The following is an 18,923-nucleotide window of genomic DNA, read 5'->3' as shown; positions in this document are numbered from 1 at the left end:
ATGCGCTACACTCAACGATCAGTGATCAAGCTTTGCTCCGCTCCTGAAAAGCCCGGCTTGTGCCGCGACAGGAGCTCGGGCGGCAGTGCGATCATCCTCGGCCCGGCCGTGTAAAGCAGTGCGGCTTCGATCACGCGGTCAGGAAAGATGACGGCGAGAACGGCGACATAGGCGGCCATTTGCCGAACGTGATAGCTCGGCACATCCTCCAGCCGATCTGGGGCGACGCGCCCGGTTTTGAAGTCGACAACCTGCACACGGTCCGCCGTGACCAGCAAGCGATCAACGGTTCCGGCGATCACCAATCCGCCATCAACGATCGCGCTGATTGGCGCTTCTCCCAACGACCCGGGACCGAAGAGTGCGGCAAAGCGATCATCCGAGAGAATCCCGCAGACCACGTCGGTGAGGCGCGCGCGCTCTGTAAGGTCTGCGACACCTCCCACCTGCGAGAGCCAGCGATCTGCTACGTTGCGACGAACGTCTTTGTCGACCGAGGGTAGACGTTCGAACAAGCCGTGGATCAACCGTCCCCGCTCAGCGGCTGCGCGCATCGCTGGCGTGGGAGGCGGATCAGCAACTTCGTCTTCGCCCATCGAGGACGGGGCAAGCGGTCGTGGAGGCCTCGCCTCTGGTGGTGCGACTTCTCGGGCCCAATCGGGTAGCGCTGCCGGCACCGCCGCCTCCGTTGTGCCGGGCTGTTGAGGCGCGACGGCAGCCGCCGGAGGATCGCCGTGAAAGGTGCGTACACCCTTGTCATCAGGTGCCCCTACGCCGAGCGCATCGAATGCCTGGCTTGCGGCGACATGCCAGCTTTGCGCCGGCGGACCGCTGTTGCGGTACTTCGGGCCCAGAGAGCCGGCAATCACCAAGCGCTCTTCAGCGCGCGTAGCGGCGACATAGAACAGTCGCCAATGCTCCTGCCGCTCCCGCGCTGCCGTCGCGGCGACGGTGTCAGCGATCGGGCCTGCCCGTTCGCTGGCGCGAGGCGGGAACACCGGGATAGGCGCTGACGCCCCTTCCGGCGCCCACATCAAGTTGCCGCCGCGCGTTCCATCAGGGTCCGCTGTCGCGTCGGCCAGAATGACCACCGGCGCCTGCAGGCCCTTTGCCCCGTGAGCTGTCATGACGCGGACGGCGTTCAAGACCCCCTCCGCCTCTCGCTTTACCTCAACTTCCCCACGGTCGAACCAGTCCAGGAAGCGTTGTAGCGAAGGCGTAGAGCTTGTTTCGAACTCCAGCGCTGCGCTCAACAGTTCCTCGATCGGGTCCCGCGCCTCTTCGCCAAGTCGGGCAAGTAGCCTCTTGCGGCCACCGAGCGGGCCCGACAGCAATTCTTCAAGGAAGCGATATGGCGTCGAAAAGTCCGCGCGCGCCAGCATGGCATCGAGTGGGGCCAGCAAGTCGCGATGATGATCCGATAGATGGCGCCACAGGCTGCCGGCTCGCGGGATCGCACGATCGAGCAGCTCTTCCTGAGTCCAGCCGATCAGTGGCGATACCAGCAGACTTGCCAGGCTAAGGTCATCGTCTGGCTGCAGGACGAAGCGGATCGCAGCCAGCAGATCTTGCACCGCCAGCGGCGCATTCAGCCGCAGCCGGTCAACACCCGCCACAGGGACGCCTTCTGCATACAGGCGGGCGACGATCAGCTGCGCGATCTCTCCGCGGCGCTTCACCAGGATCATGATGTCTTCAGGACGGATCGGACGACCCTTGCTCTCCAGCATGACGCCCTGATCGAGCCAGCCGCGTATCTGCCGCGCAATCCGAGTCGCGTTCCGGCGGACGGCATCATCGATCCAGTCTTCCGGCCCCTCCTCTTCGACCTCGCCGGAAACGATCGGCGGCCATAGCTCGACTATTCCCGGCCCCCGAACCTCGCTGGCGTGCTCTCGCAACTCCACGCCAGGGCCAAGAGCGTCCTGCTCTAAGGTTTCGATTGCGGCATCGACAAACTGCAAGATCGGCCGGGTGGAACGGAAGGAGGACACCAACGACAGGCGCTCGAAAGGAAGCCCCCGTTCGTCATCCGGCATCCGGTCGTGACCGCGGACGTCTGCTGCCTTTCGCGCGAAGTGCAATTCTGCCGCACGAAAATTGATCGGGTCAGTGCCCTGAAATCCGAAGATCGCCTGCTTGTGGTCGCCTACGGTGAAGAGGGTACGGACTGATGGAGCATACACCCCACGTCCGACGAAGTATTCGTCGACCAGCGCGCGGACGATCCGCCATTGTGCAACGTTTGTGTCCTGCGCCTCGTCGATCAAGACATGCTCGGTCGTTTGATCCAGTTTGAATCGTACCCATTCGCCAATGCCGGGCTGATCAAGCAGTCCAATCGTCGCGGCGATCAGATCGTCAAAGTCGACGAGCCCCCCCCGGCGCTTGGTGGCCGTATAGGCCCGCGCATATTCGCGCCCGACGGTAAGTGCCTCCGCCAGAAGATCAGCATAGGCGGCACGCACCCTGAGGCTAAGCAGCTCGGCGCAACGACCGTGCAACCTTGTGGCCAGATCCGCGTAGGCGGGGTCTACGGGCGCTTGCCCCTTGCCAAAGGAGCGCAGATCGCCGTCGGCCTTGGCCCAGACGTGATGTAGCTTCTCGAGCGTTTCGGCACGCTCTTCCGCGCCGGCGGCGAGCCATAGCGATATCGTTTCGGCGCGCGCCAACCCGTTCTTCGTTGCCCAAGAGGCGTTCAGCTGGCTGATAGCTTCCAGGGCCGTTCGGTCTATCAGGTCATCGTCGCAAGCCGTTCTGATATGTTCCTCGACGTCCCCGGAGGGAAGATCGAGAGCATGACGGAGCCATGGCTGAATGCCGCTTGGCAGCTGCTCCAAGGCCGGCCCTGCGCGCGCACAATCGTTGAGGAACCGGTCTGCGCCCATCTCACCGAGCCGCAGGCTAAGTTTACCGATCGCCTCCACCGGCCCTGCTCGCCCCTCCCGTTCTGCGGTGACGAGCAGGTCTGCTAGGGTGGCGCGCGCCAATACGCCTTCTTCGCGCGCCTCCATCGGTCGGAAGCCAGGGACGAGCCCAGCCTCGGTTGGAAAAGCCGCGAGAAGGCTCTGGCAGAAGCCATGGATCGTCTGGATACGCAGGCCACCACCGGGCGCATCGAGCACCTTGGCGAACAAGGTGCGCGCACGATCGCGTTGCGCCGGGTCAGCCGCCTCGCCCAACGCCTGAAGGTCTGCGAACAGATCGCGATCCTTCATTCGCACCCAGGCCGCCAGGCGCTGGCTGACGCGCGCCGCCATTTCGGCGGCTCCTGCCTTGGTGAAGGTCAGGCAGAGAATGGCGGCCGGATCAACGCCGCGCAGCAGCAAACGGAAAACGCGCGCCGACAGAACCTGGGTCTTCCCCGTGCCCGCGGACGCTGAAAGCCACACATGTGCGTCGGGCGCGCTGGCCCGACGCTGCTCACCGCGCAGGGGCGGCAGCGGCCGAATGCGAGACGAGCCACTACTGGTCACGACCGTACCACTCGTGTCGCCGCATCAACTGATCATACTCGGTATAGGGAGCGTATTCGGGGTGTAGTTTGGCCGTGAAAGGCTCATCGCCCAGCAGCCAGCGTTCTGCCGCCTCTACGAAGACGGCCCGCGCGCGATCGACGAACTCCGACGTGATAATTCGGTCGCCCTTCCCAACGGGATCAACCGGCGTCGTTATGCTGCCGAACGTGTCACGGTACCGCGCCAAGGACCAATATTCAAAGGCTCGGGCCGTGCCGCGAATGTTTGGAAACCCGCCGACCTCGGCAATCGCGCCAAGCAGACCCAATTGCATCGAGAAACCTGCCCGGGCTGCCGCAGCGGATGGCGCTTTGCCGGTTTTGTAGTCAACGATTGCCAGCGTGCCGTCGCTCATCCGGTCGATGCGGTCGAACCGTCCCGATAGCTCGATCCCGGCAATCGTAACACTCCCCTTTCCTTCTGCCGCCAACACTGTTCGACCGTTCGCCTGCTCTGCGGCCATCCTGGTGGCGATCCACTCGACGGCAGCAAGCAGGCGCGGCTGCCACAACGCCCGGAGCAACGGGTGCGTCGTTGGTTCGCCAAGCATCTGAAGTGCACGCGGGGCCAACAGGTCGACGCGGCATGCGTCATCGCGTGCCCAAGCCTCCAAAATGCTGTGAACGGCGGTGCCGCGCCACGCCGCGCTTGGATCGGCATCTACCGGGTCGAGCTGTCGCAGGCCCAAAATTCGCTGGGCATAGAACGCGAACGGATCGGCCTTTAGCCGGTCGACGTGCGTGACTGACATGGCAGTAGGCCTGAGCCGGCGCGGTGGAGAAGGCGCAGGACGGCTTACCGGATGTGGCGTGCCGCCGTCATCGATCTCCCGCGTCCATTGCTCCAGCGCCACATCACGCGCACGATCAAATTCGTCGCCCGCCATCGCCGCGAGGCGAAGCCACAAGCGCGAAGGGATAGCGGGCGAGCGCGCGTCCCGCCGCGCGCGGGTGATAAGAACTTCGCGTGCGCCCAGTGCCTGACCGAAATCATGCGCGGCCACGCCGATCGAACGCTCCAGCCCGGGCAAGCCCAGCATCGTCCTGATCCTGGGGGCCAGCCAAGGATCAGGGGCCGCAGCACCGGGCCATACGCCCTCGTTCAGCCCGCCGAGGATCATAAAGTCAGCCGATTGAAGGCGCGCCTCGATCAATCCGTAGATGGCGAGACGCGCATGTCCGCCCTGCGGACGGACAGCCACCTGGTCCATCAGAAGCCGAAGCAGCGGAGCGAGCCCCACCGCCGAAACACCGCGGGGCCCGCGATCAGCCTCGGACTCGAGATCGGCCAGGAGATCAGCTGCCGCACGCCCCGCGGGTCCGCGCCAAGCTTCGTCGCCTGCCAAGGCAGTCGCCGCATCCCGAACCGCAGCGATCAGGTCGCGAAGGGAATGGGCGTCGGAAGCGAAGACCGCGGCGAGCGGATCCAGCAGGGTCCGTACCTCCACCCACCAGGGCCCTGCCTTTTCAGCGAGATGCGCTTCAATGCCGGCCAGTCCGACTGCAGGACGTGGGCCGCGCAAGCGACGATCAAGCCGGCGCACGCCCTCCAGCCAACGCCCGCGCTGATCCCCAGCGCGAACCAGCGGGTGTTTGAGCAGCGTCAACAACGCGAGCGGCGCAAATCCCTCGGCCGCAGCCTCGACGATCGCAATCAGCAACGTGCCGGGCGGGAGGATCGAAAGCGGACGGCCGGCGCTGTCGTCGACAGCGATGTTCCACCTCGCACAATGGGCCGATACGCGGCGTGCCAGAGCACGATCAGGCGTCACCAGCGCGGCGGTGCGTTCCGGTACTTCCAGCGCCTCACGCAAGGCGAGCGCGATTGCCTGCGCCTCGTCGGCCGGGGTCGCGAGCTCGGCGACCCGAACGCCAGCCAACTGCCGTTGCTGTGGCGGCAATTCGGTCCAACGCGCAGTGTATTCGGCCGGTGCGAGAGCGGTTGCGATCGTCCGGCCCCGGGCGGCGGAGGCGTCGTGATCGCTGCCGTCGGGCCACAGCGCCACGTCCTCGCGCGCCATTCCCATTCGCGCAAGCAGCTGCTTCAGATGGAATTGGGGGTGCACTTCAATGGCGCGTTCGGCCTTTCCTGTGACAGGATCGGCCTGATGCGGGCCTAACGCGGCCCATTCATCATCGGCCATGGCCCGATCCAATCCGGCCAGCACCACCAGCCCGCGATCCATCGTCGCGACGCATCCCATCATCGTCGCGACCGAGGGTGCCGCATCGGTAATACCGGCGGCGCAGACAAATCCGTCGGGCGGCGCCGTACGCCACCGCTCAGCCAAGCGGCGGAGCAGCAGCACGCGTCGCGTGCTGGCATCGATGCGTCCCAAGCGCTTCAGTTCTTCCGGCCATTGATCGATCACGATCCGGAACAGATCCAGCGCGGTTCGCCAATGAGCGGTCAGGTCGCCCAGATCGAGCGTGGCGAGGCGTGCTGGATCCACCTCTTCGACAGTCAATTGGTCGAGCGTTCGGGCAAGCTCACCGGCGAGCCGCACCGCTTCGGGCGCGTCGAGCGACGGGCGCTCGTCCTGAACCAGTCGCGCGAGGATCATTTGACGCGCGAGCGGCGCGATCGCGGGCGGCGGCGGATCAGTGTCCGCGGGATCGAGCGCTGCGCCAATCGCCTCGCCGATATCTTCGGCACCGATCGCGACGAGCCGCGGCAGGATCAGCGCGCCGCCGCGAGCCCGGACAAAGGCGTTGTTCACCGCAAGCTTCGCGCGGTTGTTGGGCAAAAGGATTAGCCCACGGGCAAGGCCCAGCTGATCATCGCCGAACCGGCGGATCAGCCCTGCGACGAGCGCGTCGGCGAAGGCACGGTGCGCCGGGATCGTATAGATCCGCGGCCGGTGCCGATCAGCCATTCCCGAGCAATTCCTCCGCCCGCGCGACCGCCGCGGGCGTGCCGACATCAACCCAGAGCCCCTGATGGACCACGCCGTAAGCGCGACCTTCGGCGATCGCGCGTTCCCAGAAAATCATGGTCGAAAATGGCGGTTCCGGTGCATCGACGAGAATGGCCGGATTCAGAATTTGCACGCCGATGAAGACGTAGGGCGCCACCCGACCTGGTTTGCGGCGAGAGGTGATCCGCCCCGTGGCGTCGAGGTAGAAATCGCCCTGACCGCCATGGCAGTGCGCGCGGGCCAGCGGCACCAGCAACAACAGGACATCCATGATCTTGGGGTCCCAACGGTCAGCCAGCAGCGACAGTGCATCAACCGGCCCATCCAGCCAGAAATTGTCGCTGTTCACGACGAAGATCGGATCATCGCCGAGCAACGGACGCGCCTTGATCAGGCCGCCGCCGGTTTCCAGCAGTTGGCCGCGCTCATCCGACACCACGATGTCGAGCCCGTCGATTGTCGAGAGATGCGCCTCCAACGTGTCGGCGAGGTAATGAACATTGACCACGGCGCGCTTGACGCCGGCGGCGCGAAGATGGTCCAGCGCGTGATCAAGCAGCGGCTTGCCCGCCACCGGGATCAGCGGCTTGGGACGGGTGGCCGTCAACGGCCGCATCCTCTTGCCCAACCCGGCCGCCATGACCATCGCAGTGCTCGGCACCACCACCGGCAGCTTCGGCCGGATCGCGCGGGGTTTGGTCATCGCGCGCTCAGTTGAAGCGGATCGCCGCGAAGCGCCGCGGGAACATTGGCATCAAACCAGGCGGCAACCGGCGCCAGTGCGGGCTGAGCCAGATCGCGTTCGAGATAGGTCCAGACGCGCGGGCAAAGGCTGGGATAGCGCGGCTTGCCATCGCGCTGCCACAAGCGCGTGAAGATCCCGATGATCTTCGCGTTACGTTGTGCGCCAAGCACGTGATAGGCGCGCATGAACGCCTCCCCCTCCCCCGTCGCATTGCAGTAGCGCGCGATCATCGCGCCTTCGAGTTCGGGCGCCACGTCGCGGCGGGCGTCCTGAAGCAGCGAAACCAGATCATAGGCCGGGTGACCGGCGAGCGCGTCCTGGAAGTCGAGGAGCCCAAGGCGATGCGGATCGCCGACGAGCATCAGGTTTTCGACGTGATAGTCGCGCAGCACCGTAACGGGGCGGTCGAAAATCGCATGATCGAACACCGCGTCCCATGCGGCGGTATAGCCGGGAAGATCGACCTCCAACGACAGCGCAGGGCAATACCATTCAACCAGCAGCGCAGCCTCGCGGTGCAGTTCCGCACGATCATAGGGCCGCCAGTCGCCCGCCGCGTGGCCGCGAAGCGCGATCAGGATGTCGACGGCATTCTGGTACAAGCCCTCAGCCGCGGCGGGATCGCGATCGATTGCCTCACGCATGCGGTTGTCGCCGAAATCCTCGAGCAACACGAGCCCGCGATCATCGTCGGCCGCATAGATGGTCGGCGCACCAAAGCCGTGTCCGGAAAGCCATTTGGCTACCGCCAGAAAGGGACGTGGGTCCTCTTGCGGCGGCGGCGCATCCATCAACACAGCCCGACGATGGCCATCTACGACACGGAAATACCGGCGAAAGGAAGCATCGCCAGCAAGCGGCAGAATTTCCGCCTGTCCCCATCCATGGGCGGCCAGAAACGGGCGCGCGTGCGGGGGCGGAGTCATATCGAGGGCCATCGCCGCTCCCATGCCGCCGGCGCTTCCCAAGTCAAGCGCCGCGCGCCATCCGGTTCGATGGAAAGCGCCAGACGGAGCGCATCCGGCCATGCGCCGGGCCCTGCGCGATCCGGCCATTCGACCACAAGTGCGCTGTCATAAAGCGCATCGTCCAGCCCCAGTTCGGGCATTTCGGAAGGATCGTCCAGCCGGTAGAGATCGACGTGAAGCACCGGCAGGCGAACCTCGGGCACGTCATAGGGCTGGACGATCGCGAAGCTGGGGCTGGGTGCCTCGCCCTGCAAGCCGAGGGCGGCCAGCAGCCCGCGCGCGATGCTGGTCTTTCCCGCGCCGAGCTGCCCCTCGAGCAGAACCACATCACCGACGCGTAGAACGCTGGCGACCTCCGCCCCGACAGCTTCGCTAGCGGCCGGATCGGACAGCATGCGCTCGCCGCGGTTCATCGCGGAAGCTCCACCGTTACGAGCGATCCGACGCCCGGTTCGCTGACCATCGTGATCGAGCCGCCATGCGCCTCGACAAATTGCTTGGCCAGCGGGAGACCAAGGTCGAGCGTTCGACCGGTGTCGGCGCTGGCTGCCTGGGCGAACCGGTCAAAGACGCGGCTGACGGCGTCGGCATCGAGGCCGGCACCGTCGTCCGAGACGATGATCCGCGCCGCGCGCCCGTCGCCATCCGCGTGCAAGAGCACCCGGCCTCCGCCGCCCGTCGCGTTCAGGGCGTTGCGCAGCAGATGATCCACCGCCTCGCGCAGCCGCTGCGGATCACCCACCACCTTGCCGACACCCGGATCGATGGCCGTGACCAGATCGATCGCGCGCAGATCGGCATCGCTTCGCCGGGCCTCGGCGGCGGCGGCGAGCAGGTCGGCGAGCACAACCTCCTCACGGGTCAGCGCCGGTTCCCCCTCCGCCTGGGTCAGGTTCAGCACGTCATCGATCAACAAGCCGAGCCGCTCGACCGAATCGAGGATCGCGCCGACATATTGCGTGCCCTGATCGGACAGGGTGCCGGCGTAGCCAGCGTGGAGCATTTCCGCGAAGCCGCTGATCGACGTAAGCGGGGTGCGCAGTTCGTAGCTCATGTTCGCGACAAAGGCGGTCTTCACCTTGTCGGCCGCCTCGAGCGCGGCGGCGCGATCGCGCAGCGCCTGCTCCGCACGCCGGCTGTCGGTGATGTCCAGCATGGTAAAGAGGGCATTGCCATCCGGCAGTGGAACCGCAGCGAATTCGTAATGTCGTCCATCTGCCAGCGCCACACGGCCACCGCGCTGCTGCCGGTCGCTGGTCGCTGAACGGACCAGGTCGGTCACGAGCTTTGCCCGGTTGGGGGTGCGCAATTTGGGTGCGATCTTTTCCGCGACCGCATCGACGCGGGGATGGCCGTTGAGAAACTCCTCTTCCAGCTCCCACAGGGCACGGAAGCGGTTGTTCCAGAGTTGGAGGCGACCATCGGCGGCAAAGACACCCAGCGCCTCAAAGAGATTGTCGAAGGTAGCGGTCCGGACGCGCAACAGCGTGTCGCGCGCCGATGCCAGTTGCACCTCCTCGGTACGATCCTCGAAGATCAACAGGAGCCCGCCATCGGGGAGCAGCTGCGCGACCACACGGATATAGACGCCGTTGGGGAGGTGCCACGTTTCCTCGACGGCTGCATCGGTGCGCGTGAACCATTCGCGGCGCTCCGCCTTCCATCCCGGGAAGTCGCGCACCTCGGGCAGCCGATTCGCCTCCCGCATCCGCTCAATCACGCGGTCGAATTCCGGACGATCGGAGAGCCATTCGCTGCGCATCGCGAACATGCGGCGGAATGGCTGGTTGCAGAATACCAAGGAGCGATCACGGCCGAACTGGGCGACGCCGGCGGACAATCGATCCAGCATCGCCCGCTGCGCGTCGGCAAACCGCCGCTCGCGCGCCCTCGCCTGCTCCAGCTCCTCGATGTCAATTGCGAAGCCGGCAACGCCGCCGTTGGGCAGCGGCACATCATGGAGCAACATGGAGCGTCGCGCGCCGCCGATGGTAGCCGGGAGGACCCGCACCTCAGGCCGGCCGGTCTCACGGGCGGCGATGGCGCCGGCCAGCGGGCCACCGTGCCCCGATCCCTCGATCAATTCCACCCCGCGGCCGACGACATCGGCCGCATCGCTGCCCTCCACCCCCTGCACATAGGCCGTGTTGACCATCGACAAGCGAAGGTCGGGTCCACGGTACCACATGGGCATGGGAGCGGCCTCTATCAGACCGGTCAGCGCCTCGAACGCCTCGCGCACCTGCGACTGTTCGTTAGCGAGGCGTTCGACCTCTGCCTGCTCCTCGCTGGCGTCATGCACCCACAAAACGAGATCGGTCCCTTGCCGCCCGGTCGGTGTACGTTCGCCCCGAAGGGTCAGTGTCCGGGCAGCGCCGCGGGGGCGCACTTGCCGAACAAACGGGCGGCCGGACCGCTGCATGGCCAGAAGATCGGCCATGATCCGCTCCACATCGAGCGGGTCGAGACCGCCGCCGGCCGAGCTCAGGCCATCGAGATCGGTCGCCGGCTGAACGAGGCCGAAGAGATCCGCCACGCGGGGCGGCATGTCGAGCCGCAGGTCGGGGCGGACCAGGACCGGCTGCATCGGCGCATGGGCAAGCAGCGCTTGGGTGGCTTGCCACCGCTCCCGCTCACGAGTCGCCGCGCCGCTGAGCCTCAGGCCGTGATACAGTGCCGCCGAGGCTCCCGCCACCAGCAGCAGCAGGATCAAGCCCGCAACGATCAACATGGGAGTGGTCAAAGGAAATCGGCGTGTCCGTTAGGTCGTTCCCCTTTCTACGCGCGGATCGACCGATGTGAACAGCTTACATCTCGCCGCGCGCCCGGCGAATGGCATACCATTTAGCGACGTTGGCGTTGTGCTGCTGCAACGTGTCCGCAAAGACATGGCCACCAGTGCCGTCCGCGACGAAGTAAAGCGCGGAGCTGGTCTCAGGATCGAGGACGGCGTCGATCGATTCGCGGCCTGGATTGGCGATCGGCCCGACCGGCAAGCCGGCGCTGGCATAGGTATTGTAGCCGTTCTTCGCCTGAAGCTCCGAGCGAAGGATGCGGCGGCCGAGCGGCTTGCCCTTGGTGATCGGGTATATGACCGTCGGATCCGCCTGAAGCGGCATGCCACGCTTTAATCGATTGGTGTAAACCGCCGCGACCATCCGCCGTTCCGACGGCTTGCTGGTCTCCTTCTCGACGATCGACGCGAGAATGACGGCTTCCTGCGGGGTAGAGACCGCGATGCCCGGCTCGCGCTTCTTCCAGGCAGCGGCGAGATAATCGCTCATCGCCCTCTGCATCCGCGCGACGACAGCCGCTCGGGTATCGTTGAGCTGATAGGCGTAACTATCGGGCAGGATCGACCCTTCGCCCGGCACCGCCACGTCGCCGCGGAGGCCCTCGGCACGCATCAGCGCCTCATGCACCATGATCGAGGGATAGCCCTCGGGCACAGGCACCAGGCGCTGGCGGACCTTGCCGTCTTCGAGCAGCGTCAGGATGTCGGCGGCGCTGGCGCCTTTCGGGATTGCATATTCGCCGGCCTTGATCGGGGTTCCGCTGCCGAACACACGAGCATAGCCGCGGAAGCGCTGGGCAGAGCGGATCGCGCCCTGCTTCTCCAGCTCGATCGCCGCCCGCGCGAGGCTGGCCCCGGCGGGTACCACGACGGACAAGGGTTTCGGGGACGGACCCGGACCCGACCAGTCACGCGCGATCCAGAACAGGCCGGCGATCAACACCAGCCCGATCAGCAGTCCGAAACACCCAGTCTTGCGCATGCATTTACCCTGGTGATGGCACGTGCCGCGGGCGGCCGGCGCTCAGCCGGCCAGCCTCACGCGGCCCGCGCCGACCGTCAGATCGCCTTCATCACCAGCGATGCGTTCGTGCCGCCAAAGCCGAAGCTGTTGTTGAGCACGGCGCGCACCTGACGCTTTTTGGCGGTGTGCGGCACCAGATCGACGCCCGCGCAATTGTCGCTTGGATTGTCGAGGTTGAGCGTCGGGGGCACGATCTGGTCGCGCATCGCCAGGATGCAGAAGATGCTTTCGACCGCGCCCGCGCCGCCGAGCAAGTGACCGATCGCCGACTTCGTCGAGGACATGGAAAGCGAGCCGATATGATCGCCGAACAGGCGACGGACCGCGCCAAGCTCCAGTTCATCACCCAGCGGCGTCGAGGTGCCGTGCGCGTTGATGTAGTCGATATCCTCAAGCCGGAGTCCCGACTTGCGCATCGCCATCTCCATCGAGCGGAACGCACCCGAACCTTCGGGATGGGGCGCGGTGACGTGATAGGCGTCGCCGGAAAGACCATAGCCGATCACTTCGGCATAGATCTTCGCACCGCGAGCCTTGGCGCGCTCATATTCTTCGAGCACGACCACGCCAGCGCCCTCGCCCATCACAAAGCCGTCGCGGTCCTTGTCGTACGGGCGACTGGCCTTCTCAGGGGTATCGTTGTAGTTCGTGCTGAGTGCGCGCGCCTGGGCGAAGCCGGCAATGCCAAGCGGGCAGATCGCGCCTTCCGAGCCACCGGCCAGCATGACGTCCGCATCGTCCATGGCGATCATCCGAGCGGCATCGCCGATTGAATGCGCCCCGGTCGAGCAGGCGGTCACGACCGCATGGTTCGGCCCCATCAAGCCATATTTGATGCTGACCTGACCCGAGATCAGATTGATCAGGCGCCCGTGCACGAAGTGCGGGCTGACGCGGCTGGGACCCTTTTCATGGAGCACGATCGATTCGCTGGCGATACCTGGCAATCCGCCGATGCCAGCGCCGATCGAACAACCTGCCCGAAAACGCTCCTGTTCCGACATCTCCGTCAGGCCCGCGTCCTCGAGTGCCTGCCCGGCCGCATCGATGCCGAACACGATGAATGGATCGACCTGGCGCTGGATCTTGTGATCGACCCGCTTGCTGGCATCAAAGCCGTACGGATGATCCGCCGGCTTCACCTCGCAGGCGATGCGGCATTTCTGGTCCGATGCATCAAATCGCGTGATCGGGCCTGCGCCCGACTTGCCAGCGATGATATTGGCCCATGCTGTTTCCACGTCTGCCCCCAACGGGGTGACGAGACCAAGACCTGTGACAACGACGCGGCGCATTGCGCAACTCCATGAACATTACAACGAAACGGCCCCCCGCCCTCTAGACGGGGACGGGGAGCCGCTCAAATCCAGTGCGAAGCAGGAGCGAACGTCATGCCGCCCCGCCCCGCGGGCGATCAGCCCTTGTGCTCGTCGATGTAGGTGATCGCATCGCGCACGGTGGTGATCTTCTCGGCGGCGTCATCGGGAATTTCTACCCCGAACTCTTCTTCGAACGCCATCACCAGCTCGACAATGTCGAGGCTGTCCGCGCCGAGATCGTCGATGAAGCTCGCATCCTCGGTCACCTTGTCGGCCTCGACGCCGAGATGCTCGACGACGATCTTCTTCACGCGGTCGGCGGTCTCGCTCATAATAATTCCCTTTGTTTCGTCGGGGGGTTGTTGAATCCTGAACGCAGGTAGAACGGGCCTCGCTGCGATACAAGTCTGCTTTAAATCATCGCCATGCCGCCATTGACGTGCAATGTCTGGCCCGTGACATAGCCCGCCTCGCGCGATGCAAGGTAAACGACGGCTGCCCCGATATCCTCTCCGCGGCCAAGATCACCAGCCGGAATCTTGGTAAGCAGTGCCGACTTTTGCGCATCCGGCAAGACGTCGGTCATCGCCGACCGGATGAAGCCCGGGGCGACGCAATTCACGGTCACGCCCCGGCTCGCCAGTTCCTGTGCAACTGCCTTCGACATGCCGACCAGACCGGCCTTGGACGCGGCATAATTCGCCTGACCCGGATTGCCGGTCTGCCCGACCACCGACGTGATCGACACGATGCGACCGAAACGCTGCTTCATCATCGGCTTCGCCGCGGCGCGGATCAGGCGGAAAGCGGCTTCCAGGTTGACGCGGATCACCTGATCCCATTCGTCATCCTTCATGCGCATCGTGAGGTTGTCACGGGTAACGCCGGCATTGTTGACCAGGATGTCGAGACGGCCACCCAGCGCCTCTACCGCGGCGGGCACAAGTGCATCGACGGCCGCCGAATCCGAAAGGTTCGCCGGGATCGCGACGTGATCACCCGCCAGGCTGGCGCGAAATGCCTCCAGCTTGTCGAGGTTGGAACCGGATACCGCGATCCGAGCGCCCTGCGCCGCCAGCGCTTGCGCAACGGCGGAACCGATCCCGCCCGATGCGCCGGTTACCAGCGCCGTCATGCCCGTGAGGTCGAACATCAAACTTCCTCCTTCACAGCGCCTTCAGCAGCGCCTCGATATCATCCATGGACACGACGCTGATCGCGTTCGCATCCGGTGCGGTCCGCTTGACCATCGGTCCTAGAACCTTACCGCCGAATTCGACGAAATCGGTCACGTCCGCCTCGACCATCGCCAGCACCGATTCGCGCCAGCGGACCATGCCGGTGACCTGCTCCACCAGCAGGCGGCGGATCGTATCGGGATCGCTGACCGGGGCGGCGAGAACATTGGCATAGACCGGCACGAGCGGCGCGGCGATGCGCGCGTCTGCCAGCGCCGTGGCCATGGCATCGGCCGCGGGCTGCATCAGCGAGCAGTGGAAAGGTGCCGACACCGGCAACGCGATCCCGCGCTTCGCACCATGATCCTTGGCAATGGCAATCGCCCGATCAATCGCGGCCTTCGCGCCGGAAATGACGACCTGCGATGGATCATTGTCATTCGCGACGGTGCACACCTCGCCCTCAGCAGCGGCGGATGCAATCGCCTGCGCCTTCATCAGGTCGGCGCCCAGCAAGGCGGCCATGCCACCCTCGCCCACCGGGACGGCAGCCTGCATCGCCTGACCGCGCAGCTTCAGCAGGCGAGCCGTCGTTGCGACGTCGAACGCGCCGGCAGCGCACAGCGCGGTATATTCGCCCAGGCTGTGACCGGCTACAAAGTCCGCCTTGTCCGCGAGGCGAATACCACCCTCCTTTTCGAGCACGCGCAAGGTAGCGATGGCGTTGGCCATGATCGCCGGCTGCGCATTCTCGGTCAGCGTCAACTCGTCAGCCGGCCCCTCGGCCATGAGCCGGAAGAGGTTCTGGCCAAGTGCCTCGTCAACCTCGCCGAAAACCTCACGCGCGGCGGGGCTGGCAGCTGACAGTGCCTGGCCCATGCCGACAGCCTGGCTGCCCTGACCCGGAAAGATGAACGCTCGCATCGGTCTCTCCTGAATTGGAAGAGGCGCGCGGTAGGCGGGGCGAGGCGCTACGGTCAACCGCCAGAGGTTCGGACGAGGACCATTTCGGGGCTGGGCGAAAACATTCTGTGGGCGATGGCGGAGGGCACCAACGGTGCGAGCCCCAGCGTACGCAGCAAAGAACCGAGCCGCGTCGGCGGTGACGGATACCTGGCCACGATCCGCCCGGCCGGCGCCTCGCCCGCTTTCGTCACGACGAGATGAGGCACTGCCTGATCGGCAGGATCTGTCGGCAAGGGGCGGATGTTGTCCTGACCGATGAAGGCCATCGATATGGCCGCGCGATGCACGATGCCCTCGTCCGCCGCGACGACCTCTCCGGGGTTAGCCTGCGCCGCCAGGACCAGAGCTTCCATCGGCCAGCGTGGATGCGCGTTGCCGACGCTCATCAACAATAGGTTGGTCGATACAAGGATGGTCAGGATCAACGCCGCCACGCGCGCAGGAAGCCGATTGATCCAGATGGCGAGCACGATCAACCCGACGATAGCGGCCAGCATGAAGTAGCGGGGGTTCAAGACCAGCTTCGTATAAAGTGCAGCGACGAGCAAAAAGCTGACGCCCGCCATGATCGACAGCAGGGTCAGCGGTACGCGGCGCGCGCGGGGGATCAGCGCCCACGCGCCGCGGGCGAATGCTACCGGCAACAGCCAGAACAACAGGCCGAAATCATCATTGATGAGGAGGACGAGCAAGGGATCGATCGGCGGCCAGAGAAGGAAATTACCCTCTCTGTTCGCGGCCCGGTCGATGTGTTCGTCGTGATGGAAGGCGATCGTGTAGCGGCGCAGCGGTTCACCCGTCATCGCCCATTGGAACAAGGCCTCTCCCGCCAGAATGGCTGCGGCACCAACGGCGCAGGCGATCAACACGCGGCGCGATATCGGCCGGCCGATCAGCAACAGTGGGCCAAGCGCCGCCAGCGCTAGAACGCTTGTCTCGCGGCACAGTACGGCGATGCCGAACAGCGCCCCACCAGCGGCAGCGCGGACAAGGCCGACGCGATCATCGCTGGCACGGCCGACCAGCCAGGCACCGCCGACCAGCGCCGCAACTTCGATCAGATCCACGCTGACTGTGGTTGCATGGCTGACCACCACCGGCAGCGTCGCGGTCAGCAGTGCGGCGATCCACCCGCTTCGCTCCCCTGTCAGACCAGCGGTGAAGCGGCCAACGAGCGCCACCAGCACGACGTAGAACAGGACCGCCGTCATGCCCAACGCTACGTAATTGCGCCCGAACGCCGCCAGCATCGCGGCAAAGGTGAGCGTCAGGGGAAAGCGGGTCGACCAGTGATCGCTGCCAGCAAAGGGCGGATCGGTCAGCCACCGCAGCGCGCCTGCATAATAAAGCGAGTCGTCGGAGGCCATGAAGCCAACCCAGCCTATGAACAGGGCTGCCCCGATCGCAAGGAACAGGAACATGGCCCAGAGGCGTCGGGTTTTCGCGTCGAGAATAGAGCCGTCGGACGCAGACAGAGGCGAGCTGCCGTTCCACGATCCGCGCGTAAAGAGTGTCGCCATCACGCCCATTGTACGCCCACCACGTGTAGAAATGATTGCATTTCTGAACCACGGTTCAGGCTGGATCGCGATCTGCGACAAATCGCGACCATTTAGTGCGCGCGCTGTGACAGCTGCGATACATCCCTGCCCCAGATAGATATCCGACGCCGAGACGCCGGCGCCGGTACAAAGTGAAAGAGGAGCAGTGAGATGTTCAAGAATCTGATCAAGGCGACTGTCGCCGCCTCGCTGGTCGCCACCCCGGTGATCGCCAGCGCCGCGCAGGCGCAGCACCGCGAGGTTACTCGCACGGTTCAGCATCGCGGCAACGGGACGGTCATGAAGCATACCACCGTTACGCGTCAACCGACCTATCGCGACTGGCGCAAGGGTGAACGCTTCGATCGACGCTATGCTCGCAACTATCGCGTCGTCGACCATCGCCAGTTCCGCGGCAAGCGCCTCTACGCGCCGCAGCGTGGCCAGCAGTGGGTGCGATCGGGCGGAGACGCACTGCTGATCGGTCGCAACGGCCAGATCATCAACGTGATCCGCGGGGCCTTCCGCTAAGGCTTGCAATTCGAGCCGCTCCCGGTAGAGGAGCACAGAGCATGGGCGGGGAGCGTCGACTCCTCGCCTTTTGCTGTTGTGGACGACAGCCGGAGGGGCATGGCACGGGGCCATGTCAGCGATCGGCCAACGAAGGAAAGCACATGGCTCTATACGAGCACGTGTTCCTTGCGCGCCAAGATTTGGCACAGGCGCAGGTGGACGCGATGGCAGAAGCCGTCACCAAGATTGTCGAAGATCATCAGGGCAAGGTCATCAAGACCGAGACCTGGGGCTTGCGCTCCATGGCCTATCGCATGGCCAAGAACCGCAAGGCTCACTACGTCATGCTCGAGATCGACGCGCCCGGTGACACCGTCGCCGAAATCGAGCGTCAGCACTCCATCAGCGAAGACGTGATCCGCTACATGACCGTCAAGGTTGACGCGCATGAGCAGGGCCCGTCGGTGATGATGCGCAAGCAGGAACGCGACCGCGAGCGCGGCCGTCGTCGTGAAGAGGAGAACGCATAATGGCACGCCCCTTCTTCCGTCGTCGTAAGAGCTGCCCCTTCTCGGCGAAGGACGCTCCCCGGATCGACTATAAGGACGTACGTCTGCTGCAGGGCTTCGTGTCCGAGCGTGGCAAGATCGTCCCGTCGCGCATCACCTCGGTGAGCGCGAAGAAGCAGCGTGAGCTCGCCCAGGCGATCAAGCGCGCCCGGCACCTGGGCCTGCTGCCCTACGTCGTTAAGTAAGGAGAAGAGCAGATGGACGTCATTCTGCTTGAGCGCGTCGAAAAGCTCGGCGCCATCGGCGACGTAGTGAAGGTGAAGGACGGCTTCGCCCGCAACTACCTCCTGCCGAACAAGAAGGCGCTGCGCGCCAACGAAGCGAACCGCAAGGTCTTCGAAGCTAACCGTGCGCGGATCGAGGCGGAAAACGCCAACCGTCGCGGCGAAGCCGAGAAGGAAGCGAAGAGCTTCAAGGACGCATCGGTCACCATCATCCGTCAGGCTTCGAACGTTGGCCAGCTGTACGGCTCGGTCGCGGTTCGCGATCTGGTCGACGCACTGAACGACGCCGGCCACAAGGTGTCCAAGGCAGCGGTTGTTCTGGATCGTCCGATCAAGGCGATCGGCGTTTACGAGGTAAAGGTCGCTCTTCACCCGGAAGTGTCGGTGCCGGTCAAGGTCAACGTCGCACGCTCGCCTGAAGAGGCCGAGATGCAGGCGGCTGGCGTTGACGTCATGGCGCAGGTCTTCGAAGAAGGCCGGGACCAGGGCGGCTTCACCGAGGACTATGACGCGCACGCCGAGCCTGGCTCGACCGCGGAAGTTCGCGAGGAGCAGGCTGAGGCCTGATCCCACGGATCTGAATCGATCAGGAATGGCCCGCCCGACAGCTTTGTCGGGCGGGCCTTTTCTTTCGGCATTGTCGGGCC

At 65.0% G+C, this 18,923-nt stretch carries 16 protein-coding genes; 4 read left to right on the top strand and 12 right to left on the bottom strand.

Going from position 1 to position 18,923, the window contains the following annotated elements:
• Positions 1-11 precede the first annotated feature (11 nt).
• The 12 genes from addA to K0S66_RS16840 all read right to left on the bottom strand — a co-directional run bounded on the left by addA (position 12) and on the right by K0S66_RS16840 (position 17,372).
• Complete coding sequence (gene addA / locus K0S66_RS12455; RefSeq protein ID WP_301075757.1) at positions 12-3,476, bottom strand: double-strand break repair helicase AddA; 3,465 nt, start codon at positions 3,474-3,476, stop codon at positions 12-14.
• Positions 3,466-6,393 (bottom strand): double-strand break repair protein AddB, encoded by a 2,928-nt coding sequence (addB, locus tag K0S66_RS12450; protein WP_301075756.1) that lies wholly within the window; start codon positions 6,391-6,393, stop codon positions 3,466-3,468. The genes addA and addB overlap by 11 nt, the downstream gene beginning before the upstream one ends.
• Positions 6,386-7,138, bottom strand: coding sequence for a nucleotidyltransferase family protein (locus K0S66_RS12445; RefSeq protein WP_301075755.1), 753 nt, complete (start codon positions 7,136-7,138; stop codon positions 6,386-6,388). Before K0S66_RS12445 ends, addB begins: the two co-directional genes overlap by 8 nt.
• Positions 7,135-8,106, bottom strand: a complete 972-nt coding sequence (locus tag K0S66_RS12440; RefSeq protein ID WP_301075786.1) for a phosphotransferase — start codon at positions 8,104-8,106, stop codon at positions 7,135-7,137. Before K0S66_RS12440 ends, K0S66_RS12445 begins: the two co-directional genes overlap by 4 nt.
• Positions 8,103-8,561, bottom strand: a complete 459-nt coding sequence (gene tsaE / locus K0S66_RS12435) for a tRNA (adenosine(37)-N6)-threonylcarbamoyltransferase complex ATPase subunit type 1 TsaE (protein ID WP_301075753.1) — start codon at positions 8,559-8,561, stop codon at positions 8,103-8,105. Before tsaE ends, K0S66_RS12440 begins: the two co-directional genes overlap by 4 nt.
• Positions 8,558-10,879, bottom strand: coding sequence for a PAS domain-containing sensor histidine kinase (locus K0S66_RS12430; protein ID WP_301075752.1), 2,322 nt, complete (start codon positions 10,877-10,879; stop codon positions 8,558-8,560). Before K0S66_RS12430 ends, tsaE begins: the two co-directional genes overlap by 4 nt.
• Positions 10,880-10,955: 76 nt before the next feature.
• Positions 10,956-11,924 (bottom strand): endolytic transglycosylase MltG, encoded by a 969-nt coding sequence (gene mltG, locus K0S66_RS12425; RefSeq protein ID WP_301075751.1) that lies wholly within the window; start codon positions 11,922-11,924, stop codon positions 10,956-10,958.
• Between the two features lie 77 nt (positions 11,925-12,001).
• Complete coding sequence (fabF, locus tag K0S66_RS12420; protein ID WP_301075750.1) at positions 12,002-13,261, bottom strand: beta-ketoacyl-ACP synthase II; 1,260 nt, start codon at positions 13,259-13,261, stop codon at positions 12,002-12,004.
• Positions 13,262-13,380: 119 nt separating this feature from the next.
• Positions 13,381-13,617 (bottom strand): acyl carrier protein, encoded by a 237-nt coding sequence (locus K0S66_RS12415; protein ID WP_046410516.1) that lies wholly within the window; start codon positions 13,615-13,617, stop codon positions 13,381-13,383.
• Between the two features lie 80 nt (positions 13,618-13,697).
• Positions 13,698-14,438, bottom strand: coding sequence for a 3-oxoacyl-[acyl-carrier-protein] reductase (gene fabG, locus K0S66_RS12410; RefSeq protein WP_301075748.1), 741 nt, complete (start codon positions 14,436-14,438; stop codon positions 13,698-13,700).
• Positions 14,439-14,451: 13 nt separating this feature from the next.
• Complete coding sequence (fabD, locus tag K0S66_RS12405; RefSeq protein ID WP_301075747.1) at positions 14,452-15,387, bottom strand: ACP S-malonyltransferase; 936 nt, start codon at positions 15,385-15,387, stop codon at positions 14,452-14,454.
• Between the two features lie 53 nt (positions 15,388-15,440).
• A complete protein-coding gene (locus K0S66_RS16840; protein ID WP_366520831.1) occupies positions 15,441-17,372 on the bottom strand; it encodes a glycosyltransferase family 39 protein in 1,932 nt (643 codons plus the stop codon).
• Here K0S66_RS16840 and K0S66_RS16835 point away from each other — a divergent pair.
• The 4 genes from K0S66_RS16835 to rplI all read left to right on the top strand — a co-directional run bounded on the left by K0S66_RS16835 (position 17,271) and on the right by rplI (position 18,843).
• Positions 17,271-17,501: an RcnB family protein gene (locus tag K0S66_RS16835; RefSeq protein ID WP_366520830.1), complete on the top strand. Its 231-nt coding sequence runs from the start codon at positions 17,271-17,273 to the stop codon at positions 17,499-17,501. The genes K0S66_RS16840 and K0S66_RS16835 overlap by 102 nt on opposite strands.
• A gap of 143 nt (positions 17,502-17,644) precedes the next feature.
• Positions 17,645-18,013, top strand: coding sequence for a 30S ribosomal protein S6 (gene rpsF, locus K0S66_RS12390; RefSeq protein WP_301075745.1), 369 nt, complete (start codon positions 17,645-17,647; stop codon positions 18,011-18,013).
• Positions 18,013-18,237 (top strand): 30S ribosomal protein S18, encoded by a 225-nt coding sequence (rpsR, locus tag K0S66_RS12385; protein ID WP_007403456.1) that lies wholly within the window; start codon positions 18,013-18,015, stop codon positions 18,235-18,237. The genes rpsF and rpsR overlap by 1 nt, the downstream gene beginning before the upstream one ends.
• Positions 18,238-18,249: 12 nt before the next feature.
• Complete coding sequence (gene rplI / locus K0S66_RS12380; RefSeq protein ID WP_301075744.1) at positions 18,250-18,843, top strand: 50S ribosomal protein L9; 594 nt, start codon at positions 18,250-18,252, stop codon at positions 18,841-18,843.
• The last annotated feature ends 80 nt before the right edge of the window (positions 18,844-18,923 follow it).

It is taken from the genome of Sphingomonas sp. (assembly GCF_029239295.1).
GTDB lineage: Bacteria > Pseudomonadota > Alphaproteobacteria > Sphingomonadales > Sphingomonadaceae > Sphingomonas.
This window is presented reverse-complemented; position numbering and strand designations above follow the sequence as displayed.

Excerpts from the sequence above, each read along its gene's own strand:
- addB (WP_301075756.1), bottom strand. The coding sequence starts at position 6,393 with ATGGCTGATCGGCACCGGCCGCGGATCTATACGATCCCGGCGCACCGT.
- K0S66_RS12445 (WP_301075755.1), bottom strand. The coding sequence starts at position 7,138 with ATGACCAAACCCCGCGCGATCCGGCCGAAGCTGCCGGTGGTGGTGCCG.
- K0S66_RS12440 (WP_301075786.1), bottom strand. The coding sequence starts at position 8,106 with ATGACTCCGCCCCCGCACGCGCGCCCGTTTCTGGCCGCCCATGGATGG.
- tsaE (WP_301075753.1), bottom strand. The coding sequence starts at position 8,561 with ATGAACCGCGGCGAGCGCATGCTGTCCGATCCGGCCGCTAGCGAAGCT.
- K0S66_RS12430 (WP_301075752.1), bottom strand. The coding sequence starts at position 10,879 with ATGTTGATCGTTGCGGGCTTGATCCTGCTGCTGCTGGTGGCGGGAGCC.
- mltG (WP_301075751.1), bottom strand. The coding sequence starts at position 11,924 with ATGCGCAAGACTGGGTGTTTCGGACTGCTGATCGGGCTGGTGTTGATC.
- fabF (WP_301075750.1), bottom strand. The coding sequence starts at position 13,261 with ATGCGCCGCGTCGTTGTCACAGGTCTTGGTCTCGTCACCCCGTTGGGG.
- K0S66_RS12415 (WP_046410516.1), bottom strand. The coding sequence starts at position 13,617 with ATGAGCGAGACCGCCGACCGCGTGAAGAAGATCGTCGTCGAGCATCTC.
- fabG (WP_301075748.1), bottom strand. The coding sequence starts at position 14,438 with ATGTTCGACCTCACGGGCATGACGGCGCTGGTAACCGGCGCATCGGGC.
- fabD (WP_301075747.1), bottom strand. The coding sequence starts at position 15,387 with ATGCGAGCGTTCATCTTTCCGGGTCAGGGCAGCCAGGCTGTCGGCATG.
- K0S66_RS16835 (WP_366520830.1), top strand. The coding sequence starts at position 17,271 with ATGAAGCATACCACCGTTACGCGTCAACCGACCTATCGCGACTGGCGC.
- K0S66_RS16840 (WP_366520831.1), bottom strand. The coding sequence starts at position 17,372 with ATGGTCGACGACGCGATAGTTGCGAGCATAGCGTCGATCGAAGCGTTC.
- rpsF (WP_301075745.1), top strand. The coding sequence starts at position 17,645 with ATGGCTCTATACGAGCACGTGTTCCTTGCGCGCCAAGATTTGGCACAG.
- rpsR (WP_007403456.1), top strand. The coding sequence starts at position 18,013 with ATGGCACGCCCCTTCTTCCGTCGTCGTAAGAGCTGCCCCTTCTCGGCG.
- rplI (WP_301075744.1), top strand. The coding sequence starts at position 18,250 with ATGGACGTCATTCTGCTTGAGCGCGTCGAAAAGCTCGGCGCCATCGGC.